Raw genomic sequence first — 14,421 nt, 5'->3', positions numbered from 1 at the left:
GAGCGAGTAGCCTGCTCTGCACTCAGACAACACGAAACAGAACGAGGTCGTCGGTGCGGGTTCGCAAGCTGGAGAAGAAGCGCGGTTGGGCCTTCACAGTCGCCGCGTCGATCCTCAAGCCGACGTTGCTCACCGCCACGTCCCGCACCTGGATCGATGGCGAGAAGATCCCCGCGACCGGTGGCTGCATCGTCGTGCTCAACCACATCTCGCACACGGATCCCTTGTTGTCTGCGCACTTCGTCTACGACCACGGCCGGTTGCCGCGCTACCTGGCCAAGTCCGGGCTCTTCCGCAACCGCTACCTCGGTGGTCTTCTCGCATCCGCCGGCCAGATCCCTGTCGAACGGCTCACGGCGAGCGCCGTTGGTGCGTACGACGCCGGGGTGGCCGCGCTGGAGGCCGGCGAGTGCGTCGTCGTCTACCCCGAGGGCACTCTCACCCGAGACCCGGACCTCTGGCCGATGCGCGGGAAGTCCGGTGCGGCCCGGCTGGCGTTGGCCACCGGTGTGCCGGTGATCCCGGTAGGTCAGTGGGGTGCCCAGCTCCTGCTGCCGCCGTACACGATGGCGCCGCACTTCTTTCCCCGCAAGCACATCACCATGAAGGCAGCCGACCCGGTGCCGCTGGGCGACCTGCGCAGGCTCGAGGCGACGCCGGCCGTCGTACAGGAGGCGACCGACCGGATCATGGCGGCCATCGTCGCCATCGTCGAGGAGCTCCGTGGTGAGGAGGCGCCTGCCGAGCGATTCGACCCCCGAGCTGCCGGCGTGACCGCGATCGGCAACCCCAACAAGCGAGTACGTCGGAAGGACCAACGATGACGAAGGTGGCCGTGTTCGGTGCGGGGTCGTGGGGTACGGCCTTCTCGATGGTCCTGGCCGACGCCGGCAACGACGTGACGATCTGGGGGCGCCGCGAGGAGGTCTGCGACACCATCAACGCGACTCACCAGAACGCCGACTACCTGCCCGGCATCGACCTGCCGCCGTCGATCCGCGCCACGCACGACCACGAGGAGGCAGCGGCCGGAGCCGAGGCGGTCTTCATGGTCGTGCCGTCCCAGACGTTCCGCGCCAACCTCAGGGAGTGGGCGCCGGCGCTGCCGTCGAACGCGCCGATCGTGTCACTGATGAAGGGCGTCGAGCTCGGCACCCTCGACCGGATGAGTCAGGTGATCGCCGAGGAGACCGGCGCCGGGCCCGACCGCATCGCCGTGGTCAGCGGGCCCAACCTGTCGAAGGAGATCGCCCGCCGGGAGCCCGCCGCGTCCGTCGTCGCGTGCGAGGACGAGGAGGTCGCCCGCCAGCTGCAGTCCCTCTGCCACTCCGCTGCGTTCCGGCCCTACACGTCGGTCGACGTGCTCGGCTGCGAGCTCGGCGGCGCCTACAAGAACGTCGTCGGCCTGGCCGTCGGCATGGCCGTGGGACTCGGGTTCGGCGACAACACGACTGCGTCCGTCATTACGCGAGGGCTGGCCGAAACGGCTCGTCTCGCCACTGCGCTGAACGCCAACCCGCTGACGCTGATGGGGCTTGCCGGTCTCGGCGACCTGGTCGCCACCTGCTCGTCGCCCCTCTCGCGCAACCGCACCTTCGGCGTGAGGCTCGGTGAGGGGATGACCACCCAGGAGATCTACGACTCCACGCGCCAGGTCGCCGAGGGGGCGAAGTCGTGCTCGTCGCTGCGGGCACTGGCCGCCCGTACCGGTATCGACGCGCCCATCGCCGAGCACGTCGACGACGTCGTCGCCGGCCTGCTGACCGCGCCGGAGATGATGGAGAGCTTCATCGCGCGCGACACGAAAGCCGAGACGGACTGAGCCGGCCAGGTCCGACCGAGGAACGAGGTCGGGCCGTCGGCCGGCCAAGTAGAGCAAGCGACGCGACTGACGAACGAAGTCGCGCGAGCGAGTCGAACCCGGTGAGGTGCGCAGGGCGATGAGCGCCGCGGGTCAGACGAGACCGTCGAGGGCACGCACGAGGTCAGCCCACAGGTCGTCGACGTCCTCGATGCCCACCGACATCCGCACCAGCGCGTCGGGGATCGTGGTGGGCTCGGTCTTCCACCGGCGCCGCCGCTCGAACGTCGACTCGACACCGCCCAGCGAGGTCGCGTGCACCCAGAGCTTCGTCTTGTGGGTCAGCAGGTCGGCGGCCATCGCGCCCTGCGCCAGCACGATCGCGACGATGCCGCCGAAGCCGGGGTATCGCACCTCACCGACCGCCGGGTGCTCCTCGAGCCGCCGGACGAGCTCGCGGGCGTTCTCCTGGGCGCGCTCCACACGCAGGTGAAGAGTCCGTACGCCGCGCAGCGTCAGCCACGCCTCGAACGCGCCGGGGATCGCCCCGACCAGGTCGCGGCGGCCCTTCAGGACGGCGTACAGCTCGTCGTCACGGGTCATCACCGCGCCCATGAGGACGTCGCTGTGCCCGGCGAGGTACTTCGTCGCGGAGTGCACGACTACGTCGACGCCGTCGGCCAGCGGGGTCTGCAGCAGGGGAGTGGCGAACGTGTTGTCCACGACGACGTAGGCGCCCGCCTCGTGCGCGGCGACCGTGATCGTCGCGATGTCGGCGATCTCGAGCGCCGGGTTGGTCGGCGACTCCAGCCATACGAGCGCCGCGTCGTCGCAGGCTCGCACCACCTCGTCGGTGTCGGTGATGTCGACCAGCTCGACCTTCAGCCGGCCCCGCGACTCCAGGTCGGCGAGCTGCATGACGGTGCCGTTGTAGGCGTGCCGCGGCGCTACCACCTTGGCGCCCGTGCTGACGAGGTCGAGCACTGTGGCGACCGCGGCCAGGCCGGACGCGAACGTCAGGCATCGGCCGCCCTCGAGCTCACCGAGCACGTCCTCGAGCGCGGTCCAGGTCGGGTTTCCGTAGCGGCCGTACTCGACGTCGCCGCCCGCGACGTACGTCGACGCCATCGTGATCGGCACGTTCAACGGCGCGTCCGGCTCGTGCGCGGGGCGACCGGCAGTGACGGCGACGGTGCTGGGCTTGAGGGGTGAGTCCGCGGGCATGGCCACGACCCTAGGCCGCTAGGTTGGTCGGCGATGACTGAGCCCAGCCGCAAGACCCGTGTAGCCGTCGTCTTCGGCGGCCGATCGTCCGAACATGCCATCTCGTGCGTCACAGCCGGGAGCGTCATGGACGCCATCGACCGCGACGTGTACGACGTCGTACCGGTCGGCATCGCACCTGACGGGCGGTGGGTGCTCGAGTCGTCGGACACGTCTCGCCTGCAGCTGACGTCGGCGGATGCGCTGCCCGAGGTCAACGGTGAGCTCGCCAGTGTGGCGCTGCTGCGCGAGGAGGGCCACACCGACATCGTCGTGAGCGAGCCGTCGGCGCCGCCGCGCACGCTGGGCGAGGTCGACGTCGTCTTTCCGGTGCTGCACGGGCCCTGGGGCGAGGACGGCACGATCCAGGGCATGTTCGAGATGGCCGGCGTCCGTTACGTCGGCGCCGGGGTGCTGGCATCCGCGGTGAGCATGGACAAGGCCTACATGAAGGTGATCCTGGAGGCCGCCGGGCTACCGGTGATGCCCGGCGTCATCGTGACCGAGCGCGAGTGGCGCGCCGACGCTGCGGGCTGTCGCGAGCGGATCGCGGGTCTCGGCTTCCCGGCCTTCGCCAAGCCCGCCCGCGGTGGATCGAGCATCGGCATCAGCAAGGTGCACCACGCCGGCGAGATCGACGCGGCGCTCGACGAGGCCTTCCGGCACGACCCCAAGGTGCTGGTCGAGGTGGCGGCGATGGGTGCGCGCGAGATCGAGTGCGGCGTGCTCGGAGCCCTGGACGGTGGCGTCGACACGAGCCGACCGGCCGAGATCCGAATCGGTGGCGACCACGAGTTCTACGACTTCGCCGCAAAGTACCTGCCCGAGGAGCACACCCAGCTCGACGTACCTGCCGACCTCCCGCCCGAGGTCGAGGAGCAGATGCGAGCGCTCGCCGTACGCGCGTTCGAGGCGGTGTCGGGCGAGGGCCTGGCCCGGGTCGACTTCTTCGTGATGCCCGACCACTCGCTGGTCGTCAACGAGCTCAACACGATGCCGGGGTTCACACCGACGTCGATGTTCCCGCGGATGTGGGCCGAGTCGGGTCTCGACTACCCGGCGCTGGTCGACCGGCTGCTCCAGCTGGCGTTGCAGCGCGGGACCGGCCTGCGCTGAGTCGCTCCGACCGTTGGGTAGTCCGGGGCAAAATCGCCCTGGAACGCGCTCCGGAGGTGCATTTTGCCCCGGACTACCCGGGTCAGAGGCAGGGGTGCACGAGCTCCAGGTCAGCATTGATCGCCGTACGCAGGTCGCCCATCACGGCGTCCGCCTCCGGCCGGTACGTCGCGGGCACGAGCACCGAGATCACCGGCTCGTAGCCCAGCGACCAGATGGTGATGTCGGCCGAGGGATCCTTGAGTCCGACGTCGGGGATGTACCACTGCACGTCGTCGTTCAGCGAGCACTGGGAGAAGTCGTCGAAGGACGCAGGCATCTCGGTGCCGCACCCGAGGACGAGCGCCGGATCGCCCCAGGCCGCGCCGAGTGCGTCGTCGGGGTCGACCGGGCGGCGCAGCTCACCGGCGAGGGTGTCCGGCACGTCGTCGAGGAGCTCGCGGCAGGTCGCGGCGTCGGCAGCGGACACGTCACGCGACTCGATGGCGACCTCGTCTGACGCGCACCCGGTGAGCACGGCGACGAGCACCGGGCCGAGGAGCCCAGAAACGACGACGCCCCGGAACCGAAGGGATCCGGGGCGTGCGAAGGCTGGCACTGTCATGCGGCGGTCAGATGTGCACGACCGGGCAGGTCAGGGTGCGCGTGATGCCGTCAAGGTTCTGGACCTTGGACACCACGAGCTTGCCGAGCTCGTCGACGTTGCGAGCCTCGGCCCGGACGATGACGTCGTAGGGCCCGGTGACGTCCTCGGCGAGCGTGACTCCCTTGACCTGGGAGATGGCTATTGCTACCTCGGCGGCCTTGCCGACGTCGGTCTGGATCAGGATGTAGGCCTGGACGACCATCAGGACTCCTCGGTCTCGTAGTGCAACTGTCGTCGGTCAACCTACCGTGCTGCCAGGACCGGCCGATAGCCGTCCCGCGCCGCACCGCTGACCTCTTCCGAACCGGGCATCTGGTGGGATGGGGACATGCCCGCCACACCGTCCCCGAAGTCCCCGTTTCCCCCCGACGCGACGCTGGCCGATGCCGGCGAGTTCGGGCTGATCGGCGCCCTCACCGGGCTCTTCGCGCAGGGCGAGCACGTGCTTGTCGGTCCCGGAGACGATGCCGCCGTGCTGCGTATCCGCAACGGCCACGTCCTGGTATCCACCGACCTGATGGTCGAGGGCCGGCACTTCCGCCGCGACTGGGCCGGCGCCGAGGACGTCGGCCACCGGGCCGCCGCGCAGAACCTCTCCGACATCAACGCGATGGGTGGCCGGGCGCACTCACTGACCATCGGCCTCGCGGCCCCCGCCGACCTGCCCGTGCAGTGGGCCCTCGACTTCGCACGCGGTTTCGCCGACGAGTGCGCGCTGGTCGGCGCCAGCGTCGTTGGCGGCGACGTCACCCGTGCCGACCAGGTCGTCATCGCCGTGACCGTGATGGGCGCGTGCACACAGAGCCCGGTGCTCCGCAACGGTGCCCGGCCGGGCGAGCTCGTGGCGCTCTTCGGCCGTCAGGGCTGGGCGGCCGCTGGCCTCGCCGTACTCGGCCGCGGCTTCCGGTCGCCGCGTGTGCTGGTGGAGGCCTACCGCCGCCCCGAGCCGCCGTACGACGCGGGCGCCGTGGCCGCCGATGCGGGAGCGAGCGCCATGATCGACATCTCCGACGGTTTGCTCGCCGACGCCGGCCACATCGCCGACGAGTCGGGAATCGCCATCGACATCACCCGGCATTCGTTCGAGATCCCCGAGCCGTTGCACGCGGTCGGCTCGGCGCTCGGTGCCGACCCGATCCAGTTCATCCTCGGCGGCGGTGACGACCACGCCCTGCTGGCGACGTTCCCGGCGGGTCACGTGCCCGACGGCTGGCTGGTCGTGGGCGAGGTCTCCGAGGGCGAGGGGGTGACCGTCGACGGCGCCGCCTACGATGGTCCGACCGGCTGGGTGCACTTCTGACCGCTGCTCTCGTTCGATTTCATCGATCGCGTTGCTGTCCGATACTCTTGTTCGGTTGCTCGCCGGCCGTTTCGGCCGGAGCGAGCCCTCTGACGTAGTAAATCAACGAACCTCAGGAGTACCCGGTGGCTGCCGTCTGTGACATCTGCGCCAAGAAGCCCGGCTTCGGCAACAACCGCCCGTGGTCGCGCAAGATTACGAAGCGTCGCTTCAACCCCAACATCCAGCGCGTGCGCGCCACGGTGAACGGCACTCCCAAGCGCCTCAACGTGTGCACCGGCTGCCTCAAGGCCGGCAAGGTCTCCCGCTGACCCCACGCTTTCCCGAAAGGCCCTGCGAGCAGCTGCTCGCAGGGCCTTTCGCTTTGCCCTGATCCCTGCCGCACGGTGTCCGCGCCGGGCACTACCCTGTGGCACTCGACCGCTGGCGGGACCGTGACAGGAGGGGTGCCGATGGAACCCGTGCCCCATGGCATCTCTATCGACACGGTGCTGAGGTTCGTCGACGTCGCCACCGAAACCCTGGCCGAGGCCCGTGAGGAGATCGACGCCCTCAACGTCTACCCCGTGCCCGACGGCGACACCGGCACCAACATGTTCCTCACCGTCTCGGCTGCGCGTGACGCGATCCGTGCGGCGGTCGACGACGGAGCCGACTTCCCTACGGCGCTCGCGGCGTTCTCACGCGGCGCCCTGCTCGGGGCTCGCGGCAACTCGGGAGTGATCCTGTCGCAGCTGCTCGGCGGCATCGCGTCGCGACTGGCCGGTGCCACGCCCGACGAGCGCAACGCCGTCGTGATGGCCGACGCGCTCCGGCTCGCCACCGACGCGAGCTACGCCGCCGTCGGCACGCCCGTCGAGGGCACCATGCTGACGGTGGCCAGAGCAGCCAGCGATGCCGCGCTGGTCAGGGCCGCCGAGCCCGGTGCCCGTGCCCGCGACGTGTTCTCGGTGGCGGCTGCTGCTGCGCGCGAAGCCCTGGCCCGCACGCCCGACCAGCTCAAGGTGCTCGCCGACGCCGGGGTGGTCGACGCCGGTGGGCGTGGTGTCAGTGTCGTGCTCGACGCCGCCGAGACCGTGCTGACCGGGCGGCGCCCGCCGCCGGCGTCCGCCCGCAGAGGCGTGCCGCGCATCCCCGCCCCTGTCGCAGCCGACGAGCTGACGCCCGACGGGCCGTCGTACGAGGTCATGTTCCTGCTCGATGCCGAGGCCGCGGCGATCCCCGTCCTCAAGTCCGCGCTAACGCCGCTCGGCGACAGCTTGGTCGTCGTTGGCGGCGAGGGCCTGTGGAACGTCCACGTCCATGTCGACGACGTCGGCGCCGCGATCGAGGCCGGCATCGACGCCGGTCGGCCCCACCGGGTGCGGGTGACCCACTTCGCCGACCAGGTCCGGTCCCGTCCGAGCGCAGCTGCCCGCACGGGCCGTCGCATCGTCGCGGTCGCCGCAGGACCCGGGCTGGCGCGGCTGTTCGAGGAGGCCGGTGCGGTCGTCGTCCTGGGCGGGCCGGGGGAGCGGCCGTCGTCCGGCCAGCTGCTCGAGGCGATCGAGTCGTCCGGGGCCGCCGAGGTCGTCGTGCTCCCCAACGACGCCGACTCCGTGCGCGTCGCCGAGGTCGCCGCCCGCACCGCCGAGGAGTCCGGCGAGGTGAAGGTCGTGGTGATCCCCACCCAGGCGCAGGTGCAGGGCCTGGCCGCGGCCGCCGTGCACGAGCCCGGTCGCAGCCTCGACGCTGACGTCCTCGAGATGACCGCCACCGCCCGGCACGCCCGCCACGGCGCCGTCACCGTCGCCGTCCGCAAGGCCATGACGATGGCCGGGCCGTGCGAGCCGGGCGACGTGCTCGGTGTCATCGCCGGCGACTTCGCGGCCGTCGGCAACGACCTGTACGCCGTCGCGACGGGCATCCTCGACCTGCTGCTCGGCGGTGGCGGCGAGCTCGTCACGATCGTCTCCGGCAACGACGACAGCGCCGACGACCTGGGCCGGCGCTGCGCGGCGTTCGTCGAGACGAGCCACCCGCACGTCGACGTGGTCGTCCATGACGGAGGCCAGGCGCGCTACCCACTCCTCGTGTCGGTCGAGTAGGTCGCCGTGGTCGCCATCACCCCCGACTCGCCGATCGCGAGCGTCTTCGGCCGCTCGACGAAGAAGCGTGACGCAATCCAGAAGGGCCTGGGCCTCGACACCGTCGGCGACCTGGTCTGGCACTTCCCGCGGCGCTACGTGAAGACCACCGAGCTCTCGGAGGTCGCCGAGCCGCAGGAGGGAGACCTGCTCAGCGTCGTCGGGCGGGTCACCCGCAGTGAGGTGAAGTCGTTCATGAACCGGCGCACCCGCAAGCTGAGCTTCCGGGTGGAGGTGCGCGTCGAGACCAACGGGCCGTCGTTCACCTTGTCGTTCTTCGTGCCCTGGAAGGGTCAGGCGGAGACCGAGCAGCGCCGGATGGCCGCGGGCAGCCGCGGCATGTTCACGGGCAAGGCACAGCGCTTCGCCGGCTCCTGGCAGCTCGCGTCGCCGCACTCGGTGATGTTCGGTGCACCCGAGGTGAGCGACGACGACGAGGAAGACGGGTCCGACCACGGGCTGGTGGCCAGCCTCAAGGGACTGCTGCCGATCTATCCGGTGACGGCCGGCGTCTACTCGTGGGACGTCCAGAAGGCGGTGCAGTTTGCCCTCGACCTGGTCACCGACGTGCCCGACGTGTTCCCGCCGGCGCTGCGCGAGCGCTACGGCGTGCTCGACGTGATGGCGGCGCTGCGCTGGGTCCACGCCCCCGACGACCACGGCCAGCTGGGTGCCGCGCAGAAGCGGTTCCGCTTCGAGGAGGCACTCGTCCTCCAGCTGGTGATGGCGCGGCGTCGCGCCGCCCAGCGCGCGCTGGGAGCCCAGTCGCGGTCCGGCGGTGGTGGGTTGCTGGCGGCGTTCGACGCCCGGCTCCCGTTCACGCTCACCGGAGGCCAGCGTGAGATCGGCGAGCTGCTCGAGAGCGAGCTGGCCGCCAGCCATCCGATGAACCGACTCCTGCAGGGCGAGGTCGGTTCGGGCAAAACCCTGGTCGCATTGCGGGCCATGCTGCGGGTCGTTGACTCCGGCGGGCAGGCCGTGCTGCTGGCGCCGACCGAGGTGCTCGCCCAGCAGCACCACCGCAGCATCAGCGCGCTGCTGGGTGACCTCGCGGCGGGCGGAATGCTCGGCGGCGCTCCCGAGGCCACTCGGGTGGCCCTGCTCACCGGATCGATGACCAAGGCCCAGCGCCAGGAGGCGATGCTGGCGATGGCCAGTGGCGAGGCCGGCATCGCCCTGGGCACCCACGCCCTCCTCGAGGAGCGCGTCACCTTCGCCGACCTCGGCCTGGTGGTGGTCGACGAGCAGCACCGCTTCGGCGTCGAGCAGCGCTCTGCCCTCACCGACAAGGCCGGCACCCCGCCGCACGTGCTCGTCATGACCGCCACCCCCATCCCGCGCACGGTGGCGATGACCGTCTTCGGCGACCTCGAGACGTCCGTGCTCACCGAGCTGCCGGCCGGGCGCGCCCCGATCCAGACCAACGTCGTTCCGCTGGTCGACCAACCGCGCTGGATCGACCGGGTCTGGACCAGGGTCCGCGAAGAGGTCGACAAGGGGCACCAGGCCTACGTCGTCTGCCCGCGCATCAGTGGTGACGAGCCCGAGCAGGGCGAGACCGACCAGCTCGACCTCGACGACGACGGCAGCCCGGTGGCGCCCCGCCAGGCGCTCGCTGCCGTGACCGACCTCGTCGAGGAGCTGTCCGCCGGCCCGCTCGCCGGGCTGCGGGTGCAGATGCTCCACGGCCGGCTGCCCCCCGACGAGAAGGACGCCGCGATGCGGGCCTTCGCGGCCGGCGACATCGACGTACTCGTCTCCACCACCGTGATCGAGGTCGGCGTCGACGTCGCCAACGCCACGGCCATGGTGCTGATGGACGCCGACCGCTTCGGCGTCTCGCAGCTCCACCAGCTGCGCGGCCGCGTTGGCCGTGGCGGACATCCCGGGCTCTGTCTCCTGGTCACCCGGGCCGACGCCGAGACCGACGCGCGGATCCGGCTCGACGCGGTCGCGGCGACGACCGACGGCTTCGAGCTCAGCCGCGTCGACCTCGAGCAGCGTCGTGAAGGTGACGTGCTCGGCCGCAACCAGAGCGGCTTCCGGTCGAGTCTCGTGAGCCTGCGAGTGCTCCGCGACGAGAAGACGATCGTCCGGGCGAAAGAGGCAGCCGAGGAGCTCCTATCGGAGAGTCCCGAGCTCTCCTTGGCACCCGGTCTTGCCCGCGCGGTAGACGAGATGGAGCAGACACGCGAGTCTGAGTTCATGGAGAAGTCATAGCGGCATGACGCGGATCATCGGGGGAACCGCCGGCGGACGACGCCTGCACACACCCAGGGGAGTGGCGACCAGGCCGACGAGCGACCGGGTGCGGGAGGCCTTGTTCTCGGCTATCGAGTCGTGGTGTGGCTCCTTGTCGGGGCTGCGCTTCTTGGACCTGTACGCCGGATCCGGGGCCGTCGGCCTCGAGGCGTGGTCCCGCGGGGCCGGCGTCGTGACGCTCGTCGAGCAGGACCGTCGCACCGCGGCGCTGATCTCCGACAACGCCCGCGAGCTCGACTTCGCGCGCGCCCACGTGCTGGCCTCGTCGGTGACGACCGCACTGGCCAAGGTGCCCACCGCGCCGTACGACGTGGCGTTCCTCGACCCGCCGTACCCACTCGAGGCCAGCCGGGTCGACGCCGACCTCGTGGCGATGGTCGCCCAGCAGTGGCTGGTGCCGGGGGCGATAGTCGTGGTCGAGCGGTCCTCGCGGGGCGAGCCGATCACCTGGCCGGAGGGTCTGGTCGGGGAGCGGGAGAAGAAGTACGGCGAGACGATGCTTTGGTACGGTCGCGCCGCCCCCAACCCCGAGGAGTAGCCGTGCCCGCAGGTGTGCGACGCGTCGTGTGTCCCGGTTCGTTCGACCCGGTCACCAACGGTCACCTCGACATCGTCGAGCGCGCGGCCTCCCTGTTCGACGAAGTCGTCGTCGCGGTCGGCGTCAACGCCTCCAAGAACCGCCTCTTCAGCGCCACCGAGCGCATCGAGATGCTAACGACGGCCTGCCAGGACATCCCCAACGTGCGCGTCGACGGCTTCAGCGGCCTGCTGACCGACTTCTGCCGGGAGCACGAGATCGTCGCGATCGTGAAGGGGCTGCGCGCGGTCAGTGACTTCGACTACGAGCTGCAGATGGCCCAGATGAACTCCAGCCTGGCGCCGATCGAGACGGTGTTCGTGCCGACCAGCCCGGAGTACTCCTTCCTGGCGTCGTCGCTGGTGAAGGAGGTCGCGGCCTTCGGTGGCGACGTGGCCGGGCTCGTCCCGGCCTTCGTGCACACGCGGCTGACCGAGCGGCTGGCCGAGCGCGCGCGGGAGCAGAGTGACGAGTGAGACGCCGTTCAGGCGTCGTCACGGACCGTCCGTTTTGCTCACGCTGACCGCAGACCGTTACGATTCCTAGGTTCTGTCGTGCCGGACTGGAGTTGACCTTTTGAACAGCCTGGACCCGAGAGCGCCGCTCGTGCTCGATACACGCGAGCTCGGTCGCCGCCCGGGGTCCCAGCGTCAGGTGGTCGTCACCGTTCCGGCTCCGTCAGAACTCGGCATCGAAGTGCTTCGTGTCGCCGAGGGATCGCCGGTCGAACTCGACCTGCGCCTCGAGGCGGTCATGGAGGGCGTGTTGGTCACGGGTACGGCGCAAGCCGCGCTCGTCGGCGAGTGCGTGCGGTGCCTGGAGCCCATCGACGAGGACATCGTCGCCGATCTCCAGGAGCTGTACGTCTACGACGACATCCGGCACGACGCCTCCGACGAGGACCTCGACGACGAGACCAGAAAGCTCGAGGACGACCTGCTCGACCTCGAGCCGTTGCTGCGGGATGCGGTGGTGCTTGCACTGCCGTTCCAGCCGTTGTGCCAGGACGACTGTCCGGGTCTGTGCATCGAGTGTGGTGCGCGGCTCGCCGAGGATCCTGACCACAGCCACGAGGCAGCGATCGATCCACGCTGGGTGGGCCTGCAAGCCCTCCAGCCGGATCACCCCAAGGACTGACCGGCCGAACCAGGCCAGACGAAAACGATGGCCGGAGCGATCCGGCCCGTATGAGGAGATAACAGTGGCTGTCCCGAAGCGGAAGATGTCGCGGAGCAACACGCGCCACCGTCGGTCGGCGTGGAAGGCCGTTGCGCCCTCCCTCGTGACCTGCGCGAACCCCGCCTGTGGTGCCAAGCACCTGCCGCACCGTGCGTGTGGCACCTGTGGTCAGTACGGCGCGCGCGCCGACCGTCGCCAGGTTCTCTGAACCGGGCGACGAGCTGACCACCGCGGTTCTGCGCACCGCGCTCGGTGATCCCACGCTGGACGCCGAGCTACTCGACCGCGCCCTGACACACCGCTCCTACGCCTACGAGAACGGCGGGCTGCCGACCAACGAGCGGCTCGAGTTCCTCGGCGACTCGGTGCTCGGGGTGATCGTCACGGAAGCGCTCTACACGACCCACCCCGACCTCAACGAGGGCCGGCTCGCGAAGCTGCGGGCCGCCGTCGTCAACGCCCGGGCACTCGCCGGTGTGGCTCGCGACCTCGAGCTGGGCCAGCACATCAAGCTCGGCCGAGGCGAGGAGTCGACGGGTGGTCGCGACAAGGCCTCGATCCTGTCCGACACCGTCGAGGCGGTCATCGGCGCGATTCACCTCTCCGGCGGGTTCGAGGCCTCGGGCCCCGTCGTACACCTGCTCTTCGACCCGCTGATGCAGGCCGCCGCGGCCATGGGCGCCGGCCTCGACTGGAAGACGTCCCTCCAGGAGCTCTCCGCCGTGCGCGGGCTGGGCGTGCCCGAGTACGTCATCGCGGACGCAGGTCCCGACCACATGAAGACGTTCACCGCGCAGGTGAAGGTCGGCCACCAGCTCTACGGCCACGGCGAGGGCCGCTCCAAGAAGGAAGCCGAGCAGGCCGCTGCCGAGACGGCGTACGGCGCGATCCAGGACGCCTTGACCGCCGTCGCCGCTCCCTCCGACTGAGCCGTGCCCGAGCTGCCCGAGGTCGAGGTGGTCCGCGTCGGCCTCGAGCGCCACGTCGTCGGGACGACGATCACGCACGTCGACGTCCTGCACCCCCGCCCGGTACGCCGTGACCCGCGTGGTGCCGACGGTTTCGCTGCGGCACTGACCGGTCACCGCGTCGAGGCGGCCCGGCGCCGCGGCAAGTACTTCTGGCTCGCGCTCGACAACGGCGACGCGCTGCTCGGCCATCTCGGCATGAGCGGGCAGATGCTCGTGCAGCCGGTCGGCCAGCCCGACGAGAAGCACCTCCGGGTCCGCTTCGCGCTCGACGCCGCCAACCGGGAGCTGAGGTTCGTCGACCAGCGGATGTTCGGCGGGCTGTTCGTCTCGACCGGCGGCGCCGAGCTGCCGACGGAGATCGCCCACATCGCCCGCGACCCCCTCGACCCGGAGTTCGACGACGACGCGTTCGTCGCCCGGGCTCGGCGGCGGACGTCGGGTATCAAGCGCCAGCTGCTCGACCAGACGCTGATCTCCGGGGTCGGCAACATCTACGCCGACGAGGCCCTGTGGCGCGCACGCGTGCACGGCGACCGGCCGGGGGACCGGCTGACCCGCGCCCAGATGACCGACGTGCTGGGCCATGCCCGGGCCGTGATGTCGGCCGCGCTCGAGGTGGGCGGCACCTCCTTCGACGCGCTGTACGTCAACGTCAATGGCGAGTCGGGCTACTTCGACCGCTCGCTGCACGCCTACGGACGCGAGGGCGAGCCGTGCGAGCGGTGCGGCGCCCCGATCCGCCGGATCGCCTTCATGAACCGGTCGTCGTACTTCTGTCCGGTGTGCCAGCCGGTGCCGCGCCGACGCCGTACGGCGACCGCCTCCTGACTGGGATTGACCCGTTGGGGGCACGGTGGGACTCTTGAAGATGGCCCCAGCACGGGTCGTCCACCGCCCCCCGAAAGGTTCGCCCATGGCCAAGGCGCTGATCGGTCACCTGAACAGCGACCCGCGGTCCACCGCTCGTCTCTCCGCCCAGAACCACCACCTGCGCCGGCGCGTCACCGAGCTCGAGACGCTCGTCGTGCGGCTGCAGCAGGAGAACGACCGGCTCACCGCCGCCCAGGCGGCAGCCATCCTCGAGCGCGAGGGTGACGCGCTCGAGCGCATGCTGCACGCCTGACCCACCGGAGACGCAGAAACCCCGCCGACATGGTGGTCGACGGGGTTGTCTGGATGA

17 protein-coding genes are annotated in these 14,421 nt (G+C 70.5%); 14 read left to right on the top strand and 3 right to left on the bottom strand.

Annotated features, from left to right (window positions below; translation table 11 throughout):
* The first annotated feature begins 53 nt into the window (after nt 1-53).
* Entirely contained in the window at nt 54-824 is a 771-nt protein-coding gene (locus tag H4Q84_RS05425; protein ID WP_248582386.1) for a lysophospholipid acyltransferase family protein, read from the top strand.
* Nucleotides 821-1,822 carry an NAD(P)H-dependent glycerol-3-phosphate dehydrogenase gene (locus H4Q84_RS05420; RefSeq protein ID WP_248582385.1) on the top strand — a complete coding sequence of 334 codons (1,002 nt, stop codon included), beginning with the start codon at nt 821-823 and terminating at the stop codon, nt 1,820-1,822. Before H4Q84_RS05425 ends, H4Q84_RS05420 begins: the two co-directional genes overlap by 4 nt.
* 132 nt (nt 1,823-1,954) lie before the next feature.
* Here the strand turns inward: H4Q84_RS05420 and H4Q84_RS05415 are convergent, their stop codons facing one another.
* On the bottom strand, nt 1,955-3,025 hold the full coding sequence (locus H4Q84_RS05415; protein WP_248582384.1) for a PLP-dependent transferase: 1,071 nt from the start codon (nt 3,023-3,025) through the stop codon (nt 1,955-1,957).
* 33 nt (nt 3,026-3,058) lie between these two features.
* Here H4Q84_RS05415 and H4Q84_RS05410 point away from each other — a divergent pair, with 33 nt between their 5' ends.
* Nucleotides 3,059-4,180: a D-alanine--D-alanine ligase family protein gene (locus H4Q84_RS05410; RefSeq protein WP_248582383.1), complete on the top strand. Its 1,122-nt coding sequence runs from the start codon at nt 3,059-3,061 to the stop codon at nt 4,178-4,180.
* Between the two features lie 82 nt (nt 4,181-4,262).
* Here H4Q84_RS05410 and H4Q84_RS05405 read toward each other — a convergent pair whose 3' ends face one another.
* On the bottom strand, nt 4,263-4,784 hold the full coding sequence (locus H4Q84_RS05405; RefSeq protein WP_248582382.1) for a DUF3515 domain-containing protein: 522 nt from the start codon (nt 4,782-4,784) through the stop codon (nt 4,263-4,265).
* A 7-nt stretch (nt 4,785-4,791) separates the two neighbouring features.
* On the bottom strand, nt 4,792-5,028 hold the full coding sequence (locus H4Q84_RS05400; RefSeq protein WP_248582381.1) for an Lrp/AsnC ligand binding domain-containing protein: 237 nt from the start codon (nt 5,026-5,028) through the stop codon (nt 4,792-4,794).
* A gap of 126 nt (nt 5,029-5,154) precedes the next feature.
* Here H4Q84_RS05400 and H4Q84_RS05395 point away from each other — a divergent pair, with 126 nt between their 5' ends.
* The 11 genes from H4Q84_RS05395 to H4Q84_RS05345 all read left to right on the top strand — a co-directional run bounded on the left by H4Q84_RS05395 (nt 5,155) and on the right by H4Q84_RS05345 (nt 14,364).
* Nucleotides 5,155-6,126, top strand: a complete 972-nt coding sequence (locus H4Q84_RS05395) for a thiamine-phosphate kinase (RefSeq protein ID WP_248582380.1) — start codon at nt 5,155-5,157, stop codon at nt 6,124-6,126.
* 125 nt (nt 6,127-6,251) lie between these two features.
* Nucleotides 6,252-6,437, top strand: coding sequence for a 50S ribosomal protein L28 (rpmB, locus tag H4Q84_RS05390; protein ID WP_056602600.1), 186 nt, complete (start codon nt 6,252-6,254; stop codon nt 6,435-6,437).
* Between the two features lie 141 nt (nt 6,438-6,578).
* Nucleotides 6,579-8,213, top strand: coding sequence for a DAK2 domain-containing protein (locus tag H4Q84_RS05385; protein WP_248582379.1), 1,635 nt, complete (start codon nt 6,579-6,581; stop codon nt 8,211-8,213).
* A gap of 6 nt (nt 8,214-8,219) precedes the next feature.
* Nucleotides 8,220-10,472: an ATP-dependent DNA helicase RecG gene (locus tag H4Q84_RS05380; RefSeq protein WP_248582378.1), complete on the top strand. Its 2,253-nt coding sequence runs from the start codon at nt 8,220-8,222 to the stop codon at nt 10,470-10,472.
* 4 nt (nt 10,473-10,476) lie between these two features.
* Nucleotides 10,477-11,052 carry a 16S rRNA (guanine(966)-N(2))-methyltransferase RsmD gene (gene rsmD, locus H4Q84_RS05375; RefSeq protein WP_248582377.1) on the top strand — a complete coding sequence of 192 codons (576 nt, stop codon included), beginning with the start codon at nt 10,477-10,479 and terminating at the stop codon, nt 11,050-11,052.
* Nucleotides 11,053-11,066: 14 nt separating this feature from the next.
* Nucleotides 11,067-11,567, top strand: coding sequence for a pantetheine-phosphate adenylyltransferase (coaD, locus tag H4Q84_RS05370; RefSeq protein WP_248583614.1), 501 nt, complete (start codon nt 11,067-11,069; stop codon nt 11,565-11,567).
* A gap of 100 nt (nt 11,568-11,667) precedes the next feature.
* The gene (locus tag H4Q84_RS05365; protein ID WP_248582376.1) at nt 11,668-12,228 is read left to right on the top strand and encodes a DUF177 domain-containing protein; all 561 of its coding nucleotides are present in this window, start codon (nt 11,668-11,670) and stop codon (nt 12,226-12,228) included.
* 64 nt (nt 12,229-12,292) lie between these two features.
* Nucleotides 12,293-12,478, top strand: a complete 186-nt coding sequence (gene rpmF, locus H4Q84_RS05360; protein ID WP_248582375.1) for a 50S ribosomal protein L32 — start codon at nt 12,293-12,295, stop codon at nt 12,476-12,478.
* Nucleotides 12,479-12,491: 13 nt separating this feature from the next.
* A complete protein-coding gene (gene rnc, locus H4Q84_RS05355; RefSeq protein ID WP_349238421.1) occupies nt 12,492-13,199 on the top strand; it encodes a ribonuclease III in 708 nt (235 codons plus the stop codon).
* A gap of 3 nt (nt 13,200-13,202) precedes the next feature.
* Nucleotides 13,203-14,069, top strand: coding sequence for a bifunctional DNA-formamidopyrimidine glycosylase/DNA-(apurinic or apyrimidinic site) lyase (gene mutM, locus H4Q84_RS05350; protein WP_248582373.1), 867 nt, complete (start codon nt 13,203-13,205; stop codon nt 14,067-14,069).
* Between the two features lie 85 nt (nt 14,070-14,154).
* Nucleotides 14,155-14,364, top strand: coding sequence for a hypothetical protein (locus tag H4Q84_RS05345; RefSeq protein WP_248582372.1), 210 nt, complete (start codon nt 14,155-14,157; stop codon nt 14,362-14,364).
* Nucleotides 14,365-14,421: the final 57 nt, after the last annotated feature.

Source organism: Nocardioides sp. InS609-2 (assembly GCF_023208195.1).
GTDB lineage: Bacteria > Actinomycetota > Actinomycetes > Propionibacteriales > Nocardioidaceae > Nocardioides.
This window is presented reverse-complemented; position numbering and strand designations above follow the sequence as displayed.

Bases quoted from the DNA above. Each gene is read 5' to 3' on its own strand.
- H4Q84_RS05410 (WP_248582383.1), top strand. From the start codon at position 3,059: ATGACTGAGCCCAGCCGCAAGACCCGTGTAGCCGTCGTCTTCGGCGGC.
- H4Q84_RS05395 (WP_248582380.1), top strand. From the start codon at position 5,155: ATGCCCGCCACACCGTCCCCGAAGTCCCCGTTTCCCCCCGACGCGACG.
- H4Q84_RS05345 (WP_248582372.1), top strand. From the start codon at position 14,155: ATGGCCAAGGCGCTGATCGGTCACCTGAACAGCGACCCGCGGTCCACC.
- H4Q84_RS05400 (WP_248582381.1), bottom strand. From the start codon at position 5,028: ATGGTCGTCCAGGCCTACATCCTGATCCAGACCGACGTCGGCAAGGCC.
- H4Q84_RS05405 (WP_248582382.1), bottom strand. From the start codon at position 4,784: ATGACAGTGCCAGCCTTCGCACGCCCCGGATCCCTTCGGTTCCGGGGC.
- H4Q84_RS05420 (WP_248582385.1), top strand. From the start codon at position 821: ATGACGAAGGTGGCCGTGTTCGGTGCGGGGTCGTGGGGTACGGCCTTC.
- H4Q84_RS05415 (WP_248582384.1), bottom strand. From the start codon at position 3,025: ATGCCCGCGGACTCACCCCTCAAGCCCAGCACCGTCGCCGTCACTGCC.
- rsmD (WP_248582377.1), top strand. From the start codon at position 10,477: ATGACGCGGATCATCGGGGGAACCGCCGGCGGACGACGCCTGCACACA.
- H4Q84_RS05385 (WP_248582379.1), top strand. From the start codon at position 6,579: ATGGAACCCGTGCCCCATGGCATCTCTATCGACACGGTGCTGAGGTTC.